Consider the following 18,067-nt stretch of genomic DNA (forward strand, 5'->3'; position numbering starts at 1 on the left):
GCGCGCCACCCCTCCGCGTACGGCGACGCGTGACGCGCGCCACCCCTCCGCGTACGGCGACGCGTGACGCGCGCCACCCTCCGCGGCCGGCGGCGGAGGGGGATTCCCGGACGGCCCCGGCCACCCCTCCCGCCGGGATAGCGTGGAGGACGGCACGGCACGGGAACGAGCGGCGAGGAGCGGCGCACATGCGGGGTGGGACGGCATCGTGAGGCTCCTGCACACCTCGGACTGGCACCTCGGCCGGTCCTTCCACCGGGTCGGCCTGCTCGAAGCCCAGGCCGTCTTCCTCGACCACCTCGTGGCGACCGTCCGGGCGCACGAGGTCGACGCCGTCCTCGTCGCCGGGGACGTGTACGACCGGGCCGTGCCCCCGCTGCCCGCCGTCGAGCTCTTCGACACCGCGCTGCACCGCCTCGCCGAGGCCGGCATCCCCACCGTCATGATCTCCGGCAACCACGACTCCGCCCGCCGCCTCGGCGTCGGCGCCGGACTCATCGGGCGGGCCGGCATCCACCTCCGGACCGATCCGGCCGGCATCGGCACCCCCGTCGTCCTCTCCGACGGACACGGCGACGTCGCCCTCTACGGCCTGCCCTACCTCGAACCCGCCCTCGTGCGCGAACGGCTCGGCGCCGCCAAGGCCGGCCACGAAGCCGTGCTCGCGGCGGCCATGGACCGGGTCCGCGCCGACCTCGCGACCCGGCCCGCCGGCACCCGCTCGGTCGTCCTGGCCCACGCCTTCGTCGCGGGCGGCGAGCCCAGCGACAGCGAGCGGGACATCACCGTCGGCGGCGTCGCCGCCGTGCCCGCCGGGATCTTCGACGGCGTGGACTACGTCGCCCTCGGCCACCTCCACGGCAGCCAGACCCTCACCCCGCGCGTGCGCTACTCGGGCTCCCCCCTCGCGTACTCCTTCTCCGAGACCGACCACCGCAAGACGATGTGGCTGATCGACCTCGGCGCGCACGGGGCCCTCACCGACGCCGTACGCCTCGACTGCCCCGTCCCGCGCCCCCTCGCCCGGATCCGGGGCCGGCTCGACGACCTCCTCGCCGACCCCGCGCTCACGCCCCACGAACAGGCGTGGGTGGAGGCCACCCTCACCGACCCGGTACGGCCCGCCGAGCCCATGAACCGGCTCGCCGAACGGTTCCCGCACACCCTCCACCTCGTCTTCGACCCCGAGCGGACCGGCGACCACACCGGCGCCTCCTACGCCGAGCGGCTCCGGGACCGCAGCGACCAGCAGATCGCGGAGGACTTCGTGGCCCATGTGCGCGGCGGCGCCGCCCTCGACGGCGCGGAACGGACCGTCCTGTACGGCGCGTTCGACGACGTACGGGTCGACACGGCCGAGCGGGAGGTCGGCCGATGAGGCTGCACCGCCTGGAGATCACCGCGTTCGGCCCGTTCGGCACCACGCAGTCCGTCGACTTCGACGCCCTCTCGTCGGCCGGGCTCTTCCTCCTCCACGGACCCACCGGCGCCGGCAAGACCTCCGTCCTCGACGCCGTCTGCTTCGCCCTGTACGGAAGCGTCCCCGGCGTCCGCCAGACCCCCGGCACCACCCTGCGCAGCGACCACGCCCCCGTCGGCACCTCCACCGAGGTCCTCCTCGAACTCACCGTGGGGGAGCGGCGCCTGGAGATCACCCGGCGGCCCGCCCAGCAGCGCCCCAAGAAGCGCGGCGGCGGCTTCACCACCGAGAAGGCCCAGACCTGGCTGCGCGAGTACGACTCCGCCACCGGGGAATGGGCCGGCCTCAGCCGGTCCCACCAGGAGATCGGCGAGGAGATCACCCAGCTCGTCGGCATGAGCCGCGAGCAGTTCTGCCAGGTCGTCCTCCTCCCGCAGGGCGACTTCGCGAAGTTCCTCCGCGCCGACGCCGAGGCCCGCGGCCGGCTCCTCGGCCGCCTCTTCGACACCCGCCGGTTCGCCGCCGTCGAGGAGCGGCTCGCCGACCTGCGGCGCGCCGCACTCCAGCAGGTGGAGGAAGGGGACACGCGGCTGCTCACCCTCACCCACCGCATGACACAGGCCGCGAGCGGCCTCGAAGCGGCCCGCACCCCCGTCGAGGGGCGCCCTGGCGACCCAGGCCTCGCCGAAGCCGCGCTTACCTGGGCCGCCGTCGCCCGCACCGAGGCCCGCGAGGCCCTCGACATCGCCGGCGTCCGCTTCGGCGCGGCCGAGGCCGACCAGGCCGCCGCCCGCGCCGCCCTCGACGCCGCGCAGGACCTCGCCGCCCGCCAGGCCCGGCACGCCGACGCGCTCCGGCGCCGCGAGCGCCTCACCGCCCACGCCCCGCAGTGCGACGAGCACCAGGCCGCCCTCGACCGGAGCCTGAAGGCCGACCGGGTGGCGCCCGCCCTCGGGCTGCGGCGGGACGCCGAGCGCGAGCACGCCGCCGCGCACGCCGCCCGCGACCGCGCCCGCAGCCTGCTGCCCCCTGACCTTGCCGACGACGGGGCCGAGCACCTCTCGGCCCGTGAACACCGGCTGCGCGACGAGCTCGGCGGCCTCGAAGCGGCCCGCCGCGCCGAGCGCCGCGCCGCCGTGATCGCCGAGGAACGCGCCGGCCTGGCCCGGGAGGCCCGCGCCGACGAGGACGCCCTCCAGGACGCGGCGGGCTGGCTCGCCGGCTGGGAACCGCGCCGCGCCGCGCTCATCGAGCGCGTCGAGGCCGCGACGGACGCCGCCGCCCGCGCCGAGAACCTCGCCGGCCGCCTCGAACCAGCCCGGCGCCGGCTCGCCGCGGCCCGCCGCAGGGACGCCCTCGCCGACTCGACCCGGGCCGCCGAGGCACGCCTCGCGGACGCCCGCGAGCGCCGGAACGCCGCCCACGAGACCTGGCTCGACGTCAAGTCCCGCCGCCTGGAGGGCATCGCCGCCGAACTGGCGGTCACCCTCGCCCCCGGCGACCCCTGCCAGGTCTGCGGATCCACCGCGCACCCCGCCCCCGCCCGCACCACCGCCGGCCATGTCGACCGCGCCACGGAGGACGCCGCCTACGCCGTCTACACCGAGGCCGAGGACACCCGCAACAGGGCCGAACGCGACCTGGCCGGCACCCGGGAGGCCTGGTCGGCGGCCCGCGCGGAAGTCCTGGCCGGACCCGACGGGACGGCGAACACGCCGGTCACCGGAGCCGTCTCCCCGCCCGCCTCCGGCGGTGTGGACGAGCCCACCGTCGGCGAACTCGCCCGCGAGGCCGACGAGCTGGCCCGGCTGCACGCCGAGGCGCACGCCCTGGCCGGACGGATCCACGGAGCGCGGGAGGCGCTCGCGCGGGCCGAGCGCGAGTACGAGGAGCGGGCGGGCGCCCGGCGCGAGGCCGAGCGCCGGGTCGCCGCGCGCACCTCGCGGCGGGAGGCACTGGACCGGGAGCAGTCCTCACTCGACGAGGAACTCGCGCGGGGGCGCGGCGCGTTCGCCAGCGTGGCCGAACACGCCACCCGCCTGGAGCGGCGGATCGCCCTCCTGGTCGACGCCGCCGGCACCGTACGCGCCGCCGAACTCGCGGCGCAGCGCCTCAAGGAGGCCGACGACCGGCTCGCCGACGCGGCCTACCGCGCCGGGTTCACCACCCCGGAGGAGGCCGCGGCCGCACTGCTCGACGAGCGCGAACGCCGCTCCCTCCAGCAGCGCGTGGACGCCTGGCGGGCCGAGGCCGCCGCCGTCGCCGACCGGCTCGCCGAACCCGGCACCGCGGCCGCGGCCGCCCTCCCGCCCGCGGATCCCGGCGCGGCCGAAGCGGCCCACACGGCGGCGGAACGCGCCCTGCGCGAGGCCGCCTCCGCCCTGTCCGCCGCGCGGGAACGGGCCGACGGGCTGACCGCGCTGTCCGGACGGGCCACCGCCGAGGTCCGCCGTCTGGGGCCGCTCCGTGAGGAGTACGACCGGGTGGCCAGGCTCGCGGCCCTCACCGCCGGCACCTCCGCCGAGAACGAGCGCCGGATGCGCCTGGAGTCGTACGTCCTGGCGGCCCGGCTCGAACAGGTCGCCGCCGCCGCGACCGCCCGCCTCCAGCGCATGTCCTCCGGCCGCTACACGCTCGTCCACTCCGATGCCCGCTCGGGCGGCAAGCGGGCCGGCCTCGGGCTGCACGTCGTGGACGCGTGGACCGGAAGCGAGCGGGACACCGCCACGCTCTCCGGCGGCGAGACCTTCTTCGCCTCGCTCGCCCTCGCGCTCGGCCTCGCCGACGTCGTCACGGACGAGGCGGGCGGCGTCCGGCTCGACACCCTCTTCATCGACGAGGGCTTCGGCAGCCTCGACGAACAGACCCTCGACGAGGTCCTCGACGTCCTCGACTCGCTGCGCGAACGCGACCGCAGCGTCGGCATCGTCAGTCACGTCGGCGACCTGCGCCGCCGGATCCCGGCCCAGCTGGAGGTCGTCAAGGCACGGCACGGCTCGGCCGTCAGGCTGCGCACCGGCGGCGAAGCGCTCAGCGGCTGATGGCGCGCCGGGGCAGCGGCGAGGAGTAGACGACGCTCGTCGTCACCGAGCCGAGCGTGGCGATCTTCCCGGAGATCTCCTCCAGGTGCCGCATGGAGCGGGCGGCGACCTTCAGCACGAAGCAGTCGTCGCCGGTGACGTGGTGGGCCTCCAGGACCTCCGGCGTGGTGTCGAGCAGGTCGTGGAACGGCTTGTAGTTGCCGTGCGGGTAGCGCAGCCGTACGAACGCGAGGATGGGCAGGCCCAGCCGGTCCTGGTCGACGATGGCGGTGTATCCGGCGATCACCCCGGCCTCCTCCAGACGCCGCACCCGCTCGGTCACCGCGGACGGTGACATCGACACGGCGCGGGCGAGCTCGGCGAAGCTGGCGCGGCCCTGCGCCTGCAGTGCTTCCAGAATGCGCCAGTCGGTGGCGTCGGGCGTGTAATCGGTACTCATGGAGGAGACATTGCAAGGGAATCCCCGGCTGATCAAGTGATCGGCCGGGGATTCTCACCATGATGAGGGGGTACCGCCGGACCCTCGTCGCGGTCGCTCAGAGGCGGGACAGTTCGTCGACGAGGTCGTCGAGCCCCAGCGGGCCCTGCGACAGGGCGGCCATGTGCCAGGCCTTCGCGTCGAACGCGTCGCCGTGCGCCGCCCGCGCGTTGGCGCGGCCGAGCAGCCAGGCGCGCTCGCCCAGCTTGTAGCCGATCGCCTGGCCCGGCATGGAGAGGTAGCGGGTCATCTCGCTCTCCACGAAGGCCGGCGGGCGGCTGCTGTGCAGCTGGAAGAACTCCTGGGCGAGCTCGGGGGTCCACGTCTCGCCGGGGTGGAACGGCGACTCCGCGGGGATCTCCAGACCCAGGTGCATGCCGATGTCGACGATGACCCGGCAGGCGCGCATCATCTGGCCGTCCAGGTAGCCGAGGCGGCGCTCCGCGTCGGGCAGGAAGCCGAGTTCGTCCATCAGGCGCTCCGCGTACAGCGCCCAGCCCTCCGCGTTGGCGCTGACCTTCCCGAGGGTCGCCTGGTAGCGGGACAGCCGGTCGGCCACGTGCACCCACTGCGCGATCTGGAGGTGATGCCCGGGCACGCCCTCGTGGTACCAGGTCGACACCAGGTCGTACACCGGGAAGCGGGTGGTGCCGTCGACCGGCAGCCAGGTGCGGCCGGGGCGGGAGAAGTCCTCGGAAGGACCGGTGTAGTACGGGGCGGCGGCGCCGCCCGGCGGGGCGATCCGGGACTCCACCCGGCGCACCCGGTCGGCGAGTTCGAAGTGGGTGCCGTCCAGCGCCTCGATGGCCTCGTCCATCAGCTCCTGGAGCCAGACCCGGACCTCCTCCGTGCCCTCGATGTGCGTGCCGTGCTCGTCGAGGTGGGCGAGCGCCTCCCAGGGGCCCGCGCCCGGCAGGATCCGCTCGGCCTCGGTCCGCATCTCGGCGAGCAGCCGGTGGTACTCGGTCCAGCCGTACGCGTACGCCTGGTCGAGGTCCAGGTCCGTGCCGTTGAAGAAGCGCGTCCAGCGCTGGTAGCGCTCGCGGCCCACCGTGTCCGGCGCACCGGCGACGGCGGGGGCGTACACGTCCCGCATCCAGTCCCGCAGCGCCACCACGGCCGCGGTGGCCCCCTGGCCGGCCTCCGCGAGTTCGGCGCGGAGTGCGCCGGGCAGCGTGTCGGGGCCGGAGGTGGCGAACTCCTCGAACCAGCCCGTCCCTCCGCCCGCCCCGCCCGACCACTCGGTGAGCTGGTCGATGAAGGTGGCGGTGGGGCGCGGCCCGCCGAAGAGCTTGCGCTCCAGGCCGAGTTCGAGTGAGGACCGGTACCCCTCGAGGGCGGCGGGGACCGCGCGCAGCCGGGTGGCGACCGCCGTCCAGTCCTGCTCGGTCTCGGTGGGCATCACCGTGAAGACGATGCGGACGCTGTGGGCGGGGGACCGCATGTTGCTGACCGCGCAGAGGCCCTCGTCGGCCTCGTGGACGGCGAGTTCCGCCGTGAGGCGCTCGCGCAGCAGACGGGCGCACCGGCGCTCGGCGTCGTCGTCCGCGCCCGGCACGCGCTCCGCCTCGTCGAGCCGGGCCAGGGTCCGGCGCGCGAGGTCGGCGACGGCGCGCTGGCCGGCGGGCGAGAAGTCCGGCAGCAGTCCGGCGCACTCCGGGACACCCAGGTACGTTCCGGTGATCGGGTCGAGGGCGATGAGTGCGTCGACGTGGGCGTCGGCGACCTGGCGGGGCAGCGGGCTGCTGGAAGTCTCTGGCATGGGGGTCATCCTGATGCCTCCGGCATGCCCGCGTCACCCTCGTCCGACGTCAGTCGGCTGACAAGGAAGGGCTCGGCCCTGGCGGCAGGAGGGGTCCGCACTCCCACTGCTGGAAGATCAGCCGGGTCTCGACGCGGGCGACCTCGCGGCGCGAGGTGAACTCGTCGAGCACGAGTCGTTGCAGGTCGGCGGGGTCCGCCACGGCCACATGGACCAGATAGTCGTCCGGGCCGGTCAGGTGGAAGAGCGCCCGGGACTCCGACAGGGCCCGGATCCGGTCGACGAACGGACCGATCAATTCCCGCCGGTGGGGGCGGACCTGGACGAGAAGCAGCGCTTCGAGCCCCCGGCCGAGTTTGGCCGGATCCAGTCGTAGCTGGTGTCCGAGGATCACGCCCGTGCGGCGCAGTCGGGCCACCCGGTCCAGGCAGGTCGAGGGCGCCACGCCGACATCGGCGGCGAGTTCCCGGTAAGTGGTCCGTGCGTCGTTCTGCAGGAGGCGAAGTATGTGCAGATCGACCGCGTCCAGTACGACAGAATCGGCCATCTGCCGAACGTAGCACGGCGATTTTCCGCTACTTCCCGGTTTCCGTTCACAGTGCCGCCATGGACGCCATGGACCGCGGACCCTCGGCCACCCCGAGGGCTCTCGCCACCGAAGCCGTGCACGCCGGCCGCGAGGACCTCGCCGGACTCGGACTGCACGCCCCGCCGCTCGACCTGTCCACCACCTACCCCTCGTACGACGCCCGGGCCGAGGCCGCCCGGATCGACGAGTTCGCCACCACCGGCGCCCGCCTCGACGGGCCGCCGGTCTACGCCCGGCTCGACAACCCCACCGTCGCCCGCTTCGAGGAGGCCCTCGCCCGACTGGAGGGGGCCGAGGCCGCCGTCGCCTTCGCCAGCGGCATGGCGGCCCTCACCGCCGTCCTCCTCGCCAGGGCCACCCAGGGCCTGCGCCACGTGGTCGCGGTCCGCCCGCTCTACGGGTGCAGCGACCACCTGCTCGACACCGGTCTGCTCGGCACCGAGGTGACCTGGACCGACCCGGCGGGCGTCGCGGACGCGATCCGGCCCGACACCGGCCTCGTCATGGTCGAGACCCCCGCCAACCCGACCCTCGCCGAGGCGGACATCAGGGCCCTCGCCCACTCCTGCGGCTCCGTGCCGCTCCTGGTCGACAACACCTTCGCCACCCCGGTCCTCCAGCGTCCCGTCACCCTGGGCGCCCGCGTCGTGCTGCACAGCGCGACCAAGTACCTCGGCGGCCACGGGGACGTCATGGGCGGGGTCGTGGCCTGCGACGAGGAGTTCGCCCGGACCCTGCGCCAGATCCGCTTCGCCACCGGCGGGGTGCTGCACCCGCTCGCCGGCTACCTGCTGCTGCGCGGACTTTCGACCCTGCCGGTACGGGTGAGGGCGGCGTCCGCCTCGGCCGCGGAACTCGTCCGCCGGCTCGCCACCGACCCCCGCATCGCCCGCGTCCACTACCCGCGGATCGGCGGTGCGATGATCGCCTTCGAGGTGTACGGAGACCCCCACGACGTCATCGCCGGAGTCCGCCTCATCACCCCGGCGGTCAGCCTCGGCAGCGTCGACACCCTCATCCAGCACCCGGCCTCCATCAGCCACCGCATCGTGGCCGAGGGAGACCGGCGCTCGGCGGGCGTCAGCGACCGCCTGTTGAGGATGTCGGTCGGGCTGGAGGACGTCGAGGACCTGTGGCGCGACCTGACCCAGGCCCTCAGCGCTCGGCCCGCCGCACCTCCCCGTGTCGCTGCTCCTGCGGGGGCCGGCCGGACGGACGCGGGGCCGCTGCCAGCCGTGCGGTGATCACCAGGGTGCCCTCCTCGATCTGGTAGTCGAGGGGGAGGTTCAGTGCCCGCATCGCGGCCACCATCCCCGTGTTGGAGGACTGCGTCACGGCGTACACGCTGGCGCAGCCGGCCTCCTCGGCCATCGCCACGAGCCGGACGAGGAGCTCGGAGCCGATGCCGCGGCGCTGCCAGTCGTCCTCGACCATGAGCGCGACCTCCGTCTCGTCGCCGTCCCACAGCAGGTGGCCGAGGGCGACGAGACGGCCCGAGGTCGTCTGCACGGCGAGGGTGCGCCCGAAGCGGGGGCTGAGCAGGTGGTCGAGGTACCGGTCGGCGTCGCCCACCGGACCGTGGTAGCGCAGGCCGAGGGTGCGGGCCGAGCAGCGGTCGTGCATGGCGCGCGCGGCGGGCAGATCGCGCTGGTCGGCGCGGCGGACGGTGATCTCGTTGCCCTCGGGCAGCGTCAGCACGTCCTGGCTGTGCGGGACGCGCGGGCCGAGCCGCGCGTCGAGCTCGACGAGGGCGCGGGCGCGGGCGAACTCGGTCGGCGTGAAGGGGAGGTAGGGCCGCTCGACGATGATCGACCCGCCGTGCGGGTCGCGCAGCCGCATCACGGTCTCCTCCAGGACCCCTTCGACCGGCGCCTGTTCGCCGATGGGCCGGCCGGTCAGCGAGACGGCGGGCACGGAGTGGAGGGTGCAGCGGCCCAGCAGCTGACGCAGCGCGAGCGGCAGTTCGGCCGCGTCGAGGGCGGTACGGGTCGCCAGGCCGAGGACCCGGGTGGGCGTGTCCACCAGGTCGTGGGCGTCGGCCCGCTCCGTCCAGGTGTCACGGCCGCCGGCGGCCGAGGTCTCGCGCGCGAGGTCCTGGGCCGAGATTCCGGCGGGGGCGCGCAGCAGGAACTCGTCGACCGTGCCGTCGGCGAGCGGGTGGGTCTGGAGGGTGAGGATGTCCACGCCGAGGCCGGCGAGGACCGTGCACAGGGAGGCGAGGCTGCCCGGGGTGTCCGCGACGGTGGTCCGCATCCGCCACAGCACCGTCTCGGTGGGCGCCCGGGAACCCTCGGGTGCCGCACCCTCGCTCGTCCGGCCCGCGCCGTCGCGGCCGCCGGCCATCGGGGAGCCCGTGGTGCGCCCGCCGGTGACACCTCCTGTGTCATCGACGGGCGGGGCATGGCTGGCATGGCCGTGCCGCCGCGCCCACCAGGTGTGGAACGTGGCGGTGGCGGCCAGCGCGATCGCCGAGAACACCAGCAGGTAGGGTCCGTCGGGACCCTTGACGATGGTCTTGGCGATCGTGTCGGCCACCACCACGGCGGTGAACAGCGCGGCCAGCTCGATCAGGTCGTGCCGCCAGTGGTGCGGGCGGCGGGTGCTCTTCGAGGACGTCACATCGGTCATGACTTCACTGTGACCCAGTGGTGTTGCGTGATCACGAACGCTTTGTGACTGACGGGTTAAGCGGCGATCTGGCGCCTTAACGACCGATTCGGTCTGGTTGCGTCCGGGTCTGATCGGCCCCGTGGCGGAGTGCGCCCAGCAGCCGCTTCGCCTGGGTGGCCAGCTGCGTGGAACCACCCCGCGCCGCCGTCGCCTCCAGCCCCGACGGTACGCCACCGGCCCCGCACCGCTCGACGCAGTCGGCCGCCACCGCGAGCAGCTCCCCGAGCCCCCGGACCGGCTTCTCCGCGGCCAGCGGCTCCGGCAGAGCCGCCGCGAGGACCGCCCAGACCGTCCCGTACGCCCCGGTGACCGCCGCCGTCCGGGCCGCGTCCGCCAGCCGGTTCGGCTTGACCGTGCCCTCGGCGACCAGCCACCCCAGCTCCGCACCCACCCCGTGGGCGTCCAGATCGCCCCGGGCCGCGAGCACGAGCAGCACGTCCACCGCACGCAGCCGGTCGTCCGCGTCCCCGGCGCCCAGACAGACGGCCAGCGCGACAGCGACGGCGCGGCCGACCCGACCCTCCGCCTCGGCCAGCGCGGGCAGCGGCTCGGTCGTCGCCCGCGCTCCGTTGACGGTCCGCGCCAGCGTCGGCAGCACACAGGCCGCGAGCACTTCACGGTCGGCGGGCAGCACCGCCCCCCAGTGCTCCGAGCCGTCGATCCAGTGCGAGCAGTGTCGCGGTGTGGCCTCCAGCGTGCCGCCCAGCCACCGGAAGGCCGGCGGGAACTCCTCGCGCAGCACCGCACGGTCGGCGATGTCGACGACCAGCCGGTCCCCGATCCACCATCTCAACCGCGCTCGGTCCTCCTCGCGCCCGAGGAACCGCACGGTCGCCGCCATCGGCTCGTCCGTCCCCAGCCATGCGGCCAGGCGCCGCCCGGCGGCGGTGCCGAGCGCCTCGGCCTCCCGGGCGGCCCGCCCGGCCTCAGGTCTGGTCCGAAGGACCCTCAGCAGAGCCTGCGCCAGATCCGCCGGAGCGGGCTCCACGCCCGCGTCCCGATAGGCCCGCACCCTCTCCACGAGCACCAGTGGGTCGATGCCGCCGCCGTCCAGGGTCGGCGCGGCGAGCAGGAAGGGGAGCGCGGCCGAGCCGATCAGCGCGGCCGCCTCCCACAGCCGGGTGTCGGTGATCTCCGTCAGCGCCTGGTGCAGGCAGCCGGGCGTCTCCCGCCCCCGCGCCAGCCGCTCTTCGATCCACCGGGGCCCCGCGATCCCGAGCAGGCCCGCGAGCACCGCGTCCAGCCCTCGGGCCTGGTAGGTGAAGTGATGCGGGAGCTTCCAGTCCTCGGTCGAGAACGCCTCCCGCACCGCCCGCGTCACCCCCTCCCGGTCCCGGTGCGCGTGCCGCACGAGACCGTCGAAGGCCCGCTCGAACCGCACCGGATCGTCGGAGACCCCCTTCGCGAGCAGGTCCTCCATCAGCGCCTCGACCGTCGACGCCGGCGCCGCGACAAGCCGGGGCCCGGGCACGGGCGGCAGCACCTCCTCGTACGGAACCCGACTCTCCGCCGCCAGCGCCGTCCCGAACAGCGCGGCGGCGTCCTGACGGTGCGAAGGACCCAGCAGACCGGCCTGACCGGCCAGTTCGCTCCGCACGGAGGGGGTCACGGCAGACAGGTGCCGACCCACCAGCTTCAGTGCCCGCCCCTGGAGGGCGGTGTCCTCGTGCCCGAACAGCTCCGCCACGGCGGGCAGCAGCGCGTCCGCGGCGCCCGCCTCCCGGGGCAGCACCTTCCCGACGAGGACCAGTTGTGCCTGCACCAGCTTCTTCTCGGTACGGAAGAGCACCGCGCTCGTCATCTCCGCCAGCGCGGCGGTCGACAACGACCCGTCCACCGCCAGCCCCGCCAGGACCTCCTGCGCGTACCCCGCGACCGGCGACGGGGCGTCCGCCGCGATCCCGATCAGGTCCGCCACCCGCTCCCGGAACTCGTCCGCGGTCGGCGCGACCAGCCGCAGCACCTCCAGCGGGAACCGCAGGTCGTGCAGGCGTCCGCCCCGCAGCAGCCGGGAGACGGTGGCGTCCACGACCTCGGTCCGGTCCACCACGCCCTCCCGGACGAGCGTCGCGACCGCCGTCGGCCAGTGCCGCGGGGAATCGGCCTCGACCACCCAGGTCACCTGCTCGGGAGGCTCCGGCATCGCCAGCGCGTGGACCACCAGGAACGGCGTCTGCGGGTCGGCCCGCAGCCGTTCCAGGAGCCGAGTGGAGCCGTCCGCCCGGCGCGAGTGGTAGCGGCTGCCGGGCGTCACCTCGTGTGCCCAGGCTCGGACGTAGCCGTCGGACGCCGGCACCGCGCAGCCGGACCGCTCCACCAGCCCGCGGATCAGCCCGTAGCTGTCCTCCGCCACCGCCGGCCGCGCGGCGAGCCGCCCCGCGAGCTCGGCCAGCCACTCCGGAGCCTGCCCGGAGACCACCCGGAGCACCAGGTCGCCGTCCTGCGAGTGCCACGCCAGCAGATCACGCCCACCGAGCCAGGTCGCCGCCGCCGACACCCCCGGATGACATCCGGCCCCCGCGACGTACAGCGCGCGCCGGACACCGGCGGCCTCCCGCTCGCGCCCGGCCCACCCCCGCACCTCCGTGCGCAGCGCCTTCAACCGCGCGAGCGCCGCCTTCCGCTCGGCCGCACCCAGCGGTTCGAGCAGCACGGGTACCGCCTCGGCCCCTCCCGCCCGCACCGCCGCGATCAGCACCTCGACACCGGGGGCCTGCCCCCTGTCCGGGGCGTGCTCACCGTCAGCGGGCTTCCTGTTCTCCACGGCCTGTTCGCTCTGCGCGGCCGTCCTGCCACCTACGGCCTGTTCGCTTTGCGCGGACGTCCTGCCGCCTGCGGCTTTTTCGCTTTGCGCGGCCGTCCTGCCGCCTGCGGCCTCCTCGATCTCCACGGCGATGTCGTTCCCCTCGCTCCGCGCCGACCCCTCGGCCTGCCCCGTACCCACGGCCTTCTCGTTCCCCCGCACAGCCGCCCCCGCCCCGGTCTCCCGCACCTCGGCCTCCGTTCTTCCCGTCCTTCGTGGCCCGGTGGTCCCTGACCCCGCTCCGCGCTCCGTCATCGCACGCTTCCCGGGCCCGCTCCCGGGCCCGCTCCCGGGCCCGCTCCCGGCACCGCTCCCGGCACCGCTCCCGGATCCGCGGCCGGGACGGATCCCGGCAAAGGTCCCGGCACGGCTCCCGGGCCCGCCGCGGCGGCCGTCGTGCCGCGCCGGACCATCCGTACCGCGAGTGCGTGCTTGCACGGGCCGCGGCGCCCCTGGTGATCGGCCCACCACCGGCACGTGCAGCTCAGCAGGCCGTCCGACTCCCGTACGCGGTAACGCCGTTCCCCTGAGGCGACCGTCGCCAGGACGCCGTCGAGTGCTACCGCTCCCTCCGCCACCAGCCGTCGGGCGTCCACCAGGCGCGGGTTGTGCCGTTCGGCGCGGTCCGCGTCGTAGGGGAGCTCGCGGTGGAAGTAGGAGGCGTCCGCCACGTCGTAGCCGACGCGGCCGGCCGTGCCGAGCCGGATGAGCGCCGCGCGTACCCGGTCGACGGGGAGCCCAGCGCGCGCCGCGAGGTCCGCCGGGTCGATCGTCGGCTCCCATGCCAGCAGCACAGCGACCAGTTCCGCGTCCTGTGCCGCCTCGTCCGTCGCCAGCGCCTCCAGGACCCCGCCCTCGCCGGAGAAGCCCCGCGCCGGGTCGGGCGAGAGCGTCAGGATGAGCCGCATGCCCGGCAGGGTCACCTCCCAGGCGCTTGCCGTGGCCGCTCCGTCCGGCACCGGCCCGTACACGCGCAGCCCCGTCGCGTACCGCAGGACGCGTTCCAGGGCGACGAGCCGCTCCGGCCCCGGCAGACACACCGCGCCCGACCCCGGCCGTGTCGTCGGGCGCAGGGTCCCTCCCGACGGCTGGATCCACAGCGGTCCCCGCCCCCGCCCCTGAGTGCGGGGCAGGGAGCGGAGGAAGCGGACGGCCTCCGGCCCGGTCAGCCCGGCCCGCAGGTCGAACCGAGCCGAGGCCACCTGGGCCTCGGCGAAGCCCCGCAGCCAGCGGTCCGGCAGCGGGACCTTCTTCTCCACGACCGCACCCGCGAGGGTGGTCACCGCCATCTCCTCGGGGCCGACCCGCAGATGCAGCGGCTCGTCCCCCGTGATCCGCGACAGCGCCTGGCGCAGTGGGTCGTTGACGTCGACATTGGTGGTGCCGTGCCCTGTCCGCGCACCGCCGAGCCCCTCGTCGAGGAGGTCCAGGCGGGCGTACACCCCGCCACAGCCGGAGAACGACTCGAACCGCAGCCGGTCCCCGTTCGCCGTCACGACCGGGTCGAGCGCCCCCGGCAGTGTCCGCTGGTGATAGCGGGCCGCTGCCACGTCGGCGACCGCGAGCAGGCCCCGGGCGGCGACCCGCGGCGCGGCCAGGAAGCCGGAGAAGAAGCGGGGATGCGCCTCGGCCCCCCGCGGAGTGAGGCCCCCCGCCGTCTCCAGGCCGAGCCGCCGGCCGGAGCCCGAGGACTCCAGCGCGGAAGGGCGTGCGTAGGCGAGCGCCTGTACGGATCGCGTCATGGGGAAAACGGTAGGGCCCGGCACTGACAGTCACCCGCGCCGGGCTCCGTACCGCCCCCGGCTACTGCCCCACGAGCCCCGGCCGCAGGGTCTTGGCGAACAGCACCGTGCCGCCCTCGGCCCGCAGACGGACCGTCAGCTCACCGCTGTGGCCGTCGATGTCGACCTCGCCGAAGTACTGCGGGCTCTCCATCGGCGACAGGTTCGCCCGCTCCGGCGCCCGGACGAACACCCGCTCGGGCCCGAAGGTGCCGTCCAGGGCGTTCGCCGGGAATCCACCGGAGGCCAGCGGCCCCGACACGAACTCCCAGAAGGGCGCGAAGTCCTGGAACGCCGCACGCTCCGGGGCGTAGTGCTGGGCCGAGGTGTAGTGCACGTCCGCCGTCAGCCACAGCGTGCCGGTGATCCGCCGGTGCTTCACGAACCGCAGCAGCTCCGCGATCTGCAGCTCACGGCCCAGCGGCGCGCCCGGGTCGCCCTGCGCGACCGCCTCGAAGTTCGCCGCGCCGTCGGGCACCACCAGCCCGAGCGGCATGTCGGCGGCGAGCACCTTCCACACGGCGGTGGACGCGGCCAGTTCCCGCTTCAGCCAGGCCAGCTGCTCGGCGCCCAGGATGCCGGTGGTGTCGTCGGCCTGCCGGCCGGGGGAGTTGGCGTTCCGGTACGAGCGCATGTCGAGGACGAACACGTCGAGCAGCGGCCCGTACCGCACCACCCGGTGCATCCGCCGCTCGCGCCCGTCACCGCGCGCGTGGAGCGTGGACACCGGGGTGTACTCGCCGAAGGCGCGCAGGGCACGCGCGGCGAGGACGTCGACGTCCTTCTCCGTGTAGCGCGCGTCGTCCAGGATCTGCCCCGGGTACCAGTTGTTGCGCACCTCGTGGTCGTCCCACTGCACCACCGACGGCACCTGCGCGTTGAAGGCCCGGACGTTGTGGTCGAGGAGGTTGTAGCGGAAGTTGCCCCGGTACTCGTCGAGCGTCTCGGCGACCTTCGACTTCTCCGGGGTGGTGACGTTCCGCCAGATCCGGCCGTCGGGCAGGGTCACGCTCGGCTGGATGACCCCGTCCGCGTAGATCGAGTCACCGCTGCACAGGAAGAAGTCCGGGTCGAGCCGGCGCATCTCCTCGTACGCGCGGAAGCCGCCGATGTCCGGGTTGATGCCCCAGCCCTGGCCCGCGATGTCCCCCGACCACAGGAAGCGGACTCCGTCGCGGCGCCGGTCCGGTGCCGTACGGAACGTGCCCAGGACCGGCTCGGAGGTCCGGCGCGGATCGTCCGGGTCGGCGAGCGTGACCCGGTAGTGGATCCGTTCGCCGGCGGGCAGGCCGCGCAGGGCCGCGGTGCCGGTGAAGTCGGTGCCCGCGCCGATCAGCGGACCGTGGTGCCGGCGCGCCCGCCGGAAGGACTCGGTCGCCGAGGTCTCCACGACCATGCGCGCCGGCCGGTCCGACCGCACCCACACCAGACCGGAGGAGGCCGTGACGTCGCCCGTCTGCACGCCCCATCCGGCCTGGGGCCGGCCCGACAGCGCGAACGCCGGTGCCGTCAGGCCGGTACCGCCGAGCGTGAGCGCGGCCGACGCGGCCAGCGAGCCCCGCAGCAGGCCGCGGCGGTCGGGCGAGGGGGAACCGGGCACGGGATGGGACATGGGAGGGCCTCCGAGGTCGTTGCCGGGCGGTCGTGGTGCGCCGCCCCATGCCTAACGGCCGGGAACGGCGCCCACACGAACCCCGCGTGAACAGATCGCCCGCCACGCGCGCGCGACCCGCCTGACGTCCGACGGCCAGGCACGTCACCCTCCGACCGTCTCACCTCCCGGCACGCCGGCCTGGTCCCCTCCCGCGCGTCCCCTCCTGCGAGTCACGTCCCACGCGTCACTCCCCGACCGTCTCACGCCCCGTCCCACAAGACCGGTCACCTGCCGCGCGTCACGGCCCCCACCGCCTCCGCCGCCAGCCGTACCCCCGTCACGATCGACGACGGCGACAGGTGGGCGTACCCGACCACGAGCCGTACGTCCCCGTCGGAGGGCCGCGCCGTGCCGTACTCCTCCAGGTGCCGCAGCGCCACTCCGGCCTCTGCCGTCCGGGACAGGAACCGCTCGGGAGGTCCGAAGCGCCCCGGCACGCGCGCGATGACGTGGAGGCCGGCGGCGATGCCGCTCACCCGGGTGCCGGGCAAGTGCTCCGCGAGGGCGGCGAGCAGGGCGTCGCGCCGCTCCCGGTAGGCACGTTGGCAGCGGCGCAGCTGCCGGTCGTACCCCCCGCGGGTCACGAACTCGGCGAGCACCGCCTGATCGAGCACGGGGTTGCCGAGGTCCATCGTCCGCTTGCGCTCGACGACCTCGTCGAGCAGTTCCGCCGGGACCAGCATCCAGCCGAGCCGCAGCCCCGGGGCGAGCGACTTGCTGACCGAGCTCGTGTACACGACCCGCTCCGGGTCGAGCCCCTGGAGCGCCCCGACGGGTGCACGGTCGTACCGGAAGTCGCCGTCGTAGTCGTCCTCCAGGACGTAACCGTCCACCGTCCGAGCCCAGTCGAGGAGTGCGGCGCGCCGTTCGGCCGACCAGCTGATCCCGGACGGGAACTGGTGCGAGGGCGTCACCACGACCGCGCGTACCCCGGAGTCGGCGAGTGCCTCCGGGCGCAGCCCCTCGTCGTCCAGCGGCAGCCAGACCGTGTCCACGCCCGTCGAGGCGAACAGCCGCCCGTGCTCGGGGCTGCCCGGATCCTCCACGCCGATCGCGTCCAGCCCACGGGCCCGCAGCACGAATCCCAGCAGCGTCGAGGCCTGCGCCACTCCGGAGCAGACCACGAGGCGCTCCGGATCGGCCACCACGCCCCGCCGCCGCGCCAGCATCGCGGCCAGCGCTTGCCGCAGTTCGGGCAGCCCCCGGGGATCGGGGTAGCCGAGGGCCGGATGGGGCAGCCGGGCCAGGACCGAGCGCTGGGCAGTCCCCCAGGCCGCCCTCGGGAACAGCGAAAGGTCGGGCGTCCCCGGGCGGAAGTCCACCCGCACCCCCGGGACGCCCCGGGCCAGGTCCCGGGCGCCGCGCACCGCCGATCTGGCCGCCCCGCCCACCCAGGTGCCCGACCCCCGGTCGCTGCGCAGGTACCCCTCGGCGGTGAGCTGCTCGTACGCCTCGGTCACCAGGCCGCGCGAGACGCCCAGGTCGGCGGCGAGCTCACGGGTCGACGGCAGCCTGGTCCCGGACGCCAGCCGGCCGGCGCGCACCGCCTCCCGCAGCGCCTCCTGGAGGGCCCGGCCGCGCTTGCGCGGCGGCGCACCCACGGCCGGAAGCAGCAGCTCCCAGGCGGGTTGCCCGGGCGAGCCCGCACCGGGAACGGCGTCCTCTCGTGACGGTGTCATCCGGGGCCGTGGCCCTTTCGCCGCACGATCTCGTCGCCCCCCTGTGGTCCGTTGCCCGCCCCGAGTATGCCGCGACGCGCTGCGCACCCGGCCGACGGCCTTCCCGACGGCGGCCGCCACGTGATCATTACGTACTCTCGACGCGGACGGAGCCCGCGCTGCGGCGGGCGCCGAGGCGGGCCGCGCCGCA

General features: G+C 75.1%; 11 protein-coding genes. 3 read left to right on the forward strand and 8 right to left on the reverse strand.

Annotated features, from left to right (window positions below; genetic code table 11):
* Window positions 1–208 precede the first annotated feature (208 nt).
* Window positions 209–1,378: an exonuclease SbcCD subunit D gene (locus tag MRBLMG1_RS06625; RefSeq protein ID WP_367821677.1), complete on the forward strand. Its 1,170-nt coding sequence runs from the start codon at window positions 209–211 to the stop codon at window positions 1,376–1,378.
* On the forward strand, window positions 1,375–4,461 hold the full coding sequence (locus tag MRBLMG1_RS06630) for an AAA family ATPase (protein WP_367821679.1): 3,087 nt from the start codon (window positions 1,375–1,377) through the stop codon (window positions 4,459–4,461). The genes MRBLMG1_RS06625 and MRBLMG1_RS06630 overlap by 4 nt, the downstream gene beginning before the upstream one ends.
* Here the strand turns inward: MRBLMG1_RS06630 and MRBLMG1_RS06635 are convergent.
* From MRBLMG1_RS06635 to MRBLMG1_RS06645, 3 genes are all read right to left on the reverse strand, one after another.
* The gene (locus MRBLMG1_RS06635) at window positions 4,451–4,900 is read right to left on the reverse strand and encodes an Lrp/AsnC family transcriptional regulator (protein WP_367821681.1); all 450 of its coding nucleotides are present in this window, start codon (window positions 4,898–4,900) and stop codon (window positions 4,451–4,453) included. The genes MRBLMG1_RS06630 and MRBLMG1_RS06635 overlap by 11 nt on opposite strands.
* 97 nt (window positions 4,901–4,997) lie before the next feature.
* On the reverse strand, window positions 4,998–6,701 hold the full coding sequence (locus MRBLMG1_RS06640) for a DUF885 domain-containing protein (RefSeq protein ID WP_367821683.1): 1,704 nt from the start codon (window positions 6,699–6,701) through the stop codon (window positions 4,998–5,000).
* A 49-nt stretch (window positions 6,702–6,750) separates the two neighbouring features.
* Complete coding sequence (locus tag MRBLMG1_RS06645; protein ID WP_367821685.1) at window positions 6,751–7,248, reverse strand: Lrp/AsnC family transcriptional regulator; 498 nt, start codon at window positions 7,246–7,248, stop codon at window positions 6,751–6,753.
* A 59-nt stretch (window positions 7,249–7,307) separates the two neighbouring features.
* Here MRBLMG1_RS06645 and MRBLMG1_RS06650 point away from each other — a divergent pair, with 59 nt between their 5' ends.
* On the forward strand, window positions 7,308–8,534 hold the full coding sequence (locus tag MRBLMG1_RS06650; RefSeq protein ID WP_367821687.1) for a trans-sulfuration enzyme family protein: 1,227 nt from the start codon (window positions 7,308–7,310) through the stop codon (window positions 8,532–8,534).
* Here MRBLMG1_RS06650 and MRBLMG1_RS06655 read toward each other — a convergent pair.
* From MRBLMG1_RS06655 to MRBLMG1_RS06675, 5 genes are all read right to left on the reverse strand, one after another.
* Complete coding sequence (locus MRBLMG1_RS06655) at window positions 8,446–9,918, reverse strand: GNAT family N-acetyltransferase (RefSeq protein WP_367821689.1); 1,473 nt, start codon at window positions 9,916–9,918, stop codon at window positions 8,446–8,448. The two genes, MRBLMG1_RS06650 and MRBLMG1_RS06655, sit on opposite strands and share 89 nt — an antisense overlap.
* A gap of 76 nt (window positions 9,919–9,994) precedes the next feature.
* Entirely contained in the window at window positions 9,995–12,904 is a 2,910-nt protein-coding gene (locus tag MRBLMG1_RS06660; RefSeq protein ID WP_367821691.1) for a DUF6493 family protein, read from the reverse strand.
* 110 nt (window positions 12,905–13,014) lie between these two features.
* The gene (locus tag MRBLMG1_RS06665; protein WP_367821693.1) at window positions 13,015–14,505 is read right to left on the reverse strand and encodes an SWIM zinc finger family protein; all 1,491 of its coding nucleotides are present in this window, start codon (window positions 14,503–14,505) and stop codon (window positions 13,015–13,017) included.
* A gap of 61 nt (window positions 14,506–14,566) precedes the next feature.
* On the reverse strand, window positions 14,567–16,156 hold the full coding sequence (locus MRBLMG1_RS06670; protein WP_367821695.1) for an alkaline phosphatase D family protein: 1,590 nt from the start codon (window positions 16,154–16,156) through the stop codon (window positions 14,567–14,569).
* Window positions 16,157–16,422: 266 nt separating this feature from the next.
* Window positions 16,423–17,877 carry a PLP-dependent aminotransferase family protein gene (locus MRBLMG1_RS06675; protein ID WP_367821697.1) on the reverse strand — a complete coding sequence of 485 codons (1,455 nt, stop codon included), beginning with the start codon at window positions 17,875–17,877 and terminating at the stop codon, window positions 16,423–16,425.
* Window positions 17,878–18,067 lie beyond the last annotated feature (190 nt).

The sequence above is a fragment of the Streptomyces sp. LMG1-1-1.1 genome, assembly GCF_040815545.1.
Classification (GTDB): domain Bacteria; phylum Actinomycetota; class Actinomycetes; order Streptomycetales; family Streptomycetaceae; genus Streptomyces.

Bases quoted from the DNA above. Each gene is read 5' to 3' on its own strand.
- MRBLMG1_RS06640 (WP_367821683.1), bottom strand. From the start codon at position 6,701: ATGCCAGAGACTTCCAGCAGCCCGCTGCCCCGCCAGGTCGCCGACGCC.
- MRBLMG1_RS06650 (WP_367821687.1), top strand. From the start codon at position 7,308: ATGGACGCCATGGACCGCGGACCCTCGGCCACCCCGAGGGCTCTCGCC.
- MRBLMG1_RS06665 (WP_367821693.1), bottom strand. From the start codon at position 14,505: ATGACGCGATCCGTACAGGCGCTCGCCTACGCACGCCCTTCCGCGCTG.
- MRBLMG1_RS06645 (WP_367821685.1), bottom strand. From the start codon at position 7,248: ATGGCCGATTCTGTCGTACTGGACGCGGTCGATCTGCACATACTTCGC.
- MRBLMG1_RS06675 (WP_367821697.1), bottom strand. From the start codon at position 17,877: ATGACACCGTCACGAGAGGACGCCGTTCCCGGTGCGGGCTCGCCCGGG.
- MRBLMG1_RS06670 (WP_367821695.1), bottom strand. From the start codon at position 16,156: ATGTCCCATCCCGTGCCCGGTTCCCCCTCGCCCGACCGCCGCGGCCTG.
- MRBLMG1_RS06635 (WP_367821681.1), bottom strand. From the start codon at position 4,900: ATGAGTACCGATTACACGCCCGACGCCACCGACTGGCGCATTCTGGAA.
- MRBLMG1_RS06655 (WP_367821689.1), bottom strand. From the start codon at position 9,918: ATGACCGATGTGACGTCCTCGAAGAGCACCCGCCGCCCGCACCACTGG.
- MRBLMG1_RS06630 (WP_367821679.1), top strand. From the start codon at position 1,375: ATGAGGCTGCACCGCCTGGAGATCACCGCGTTCGGCCCGTTCGGCACC.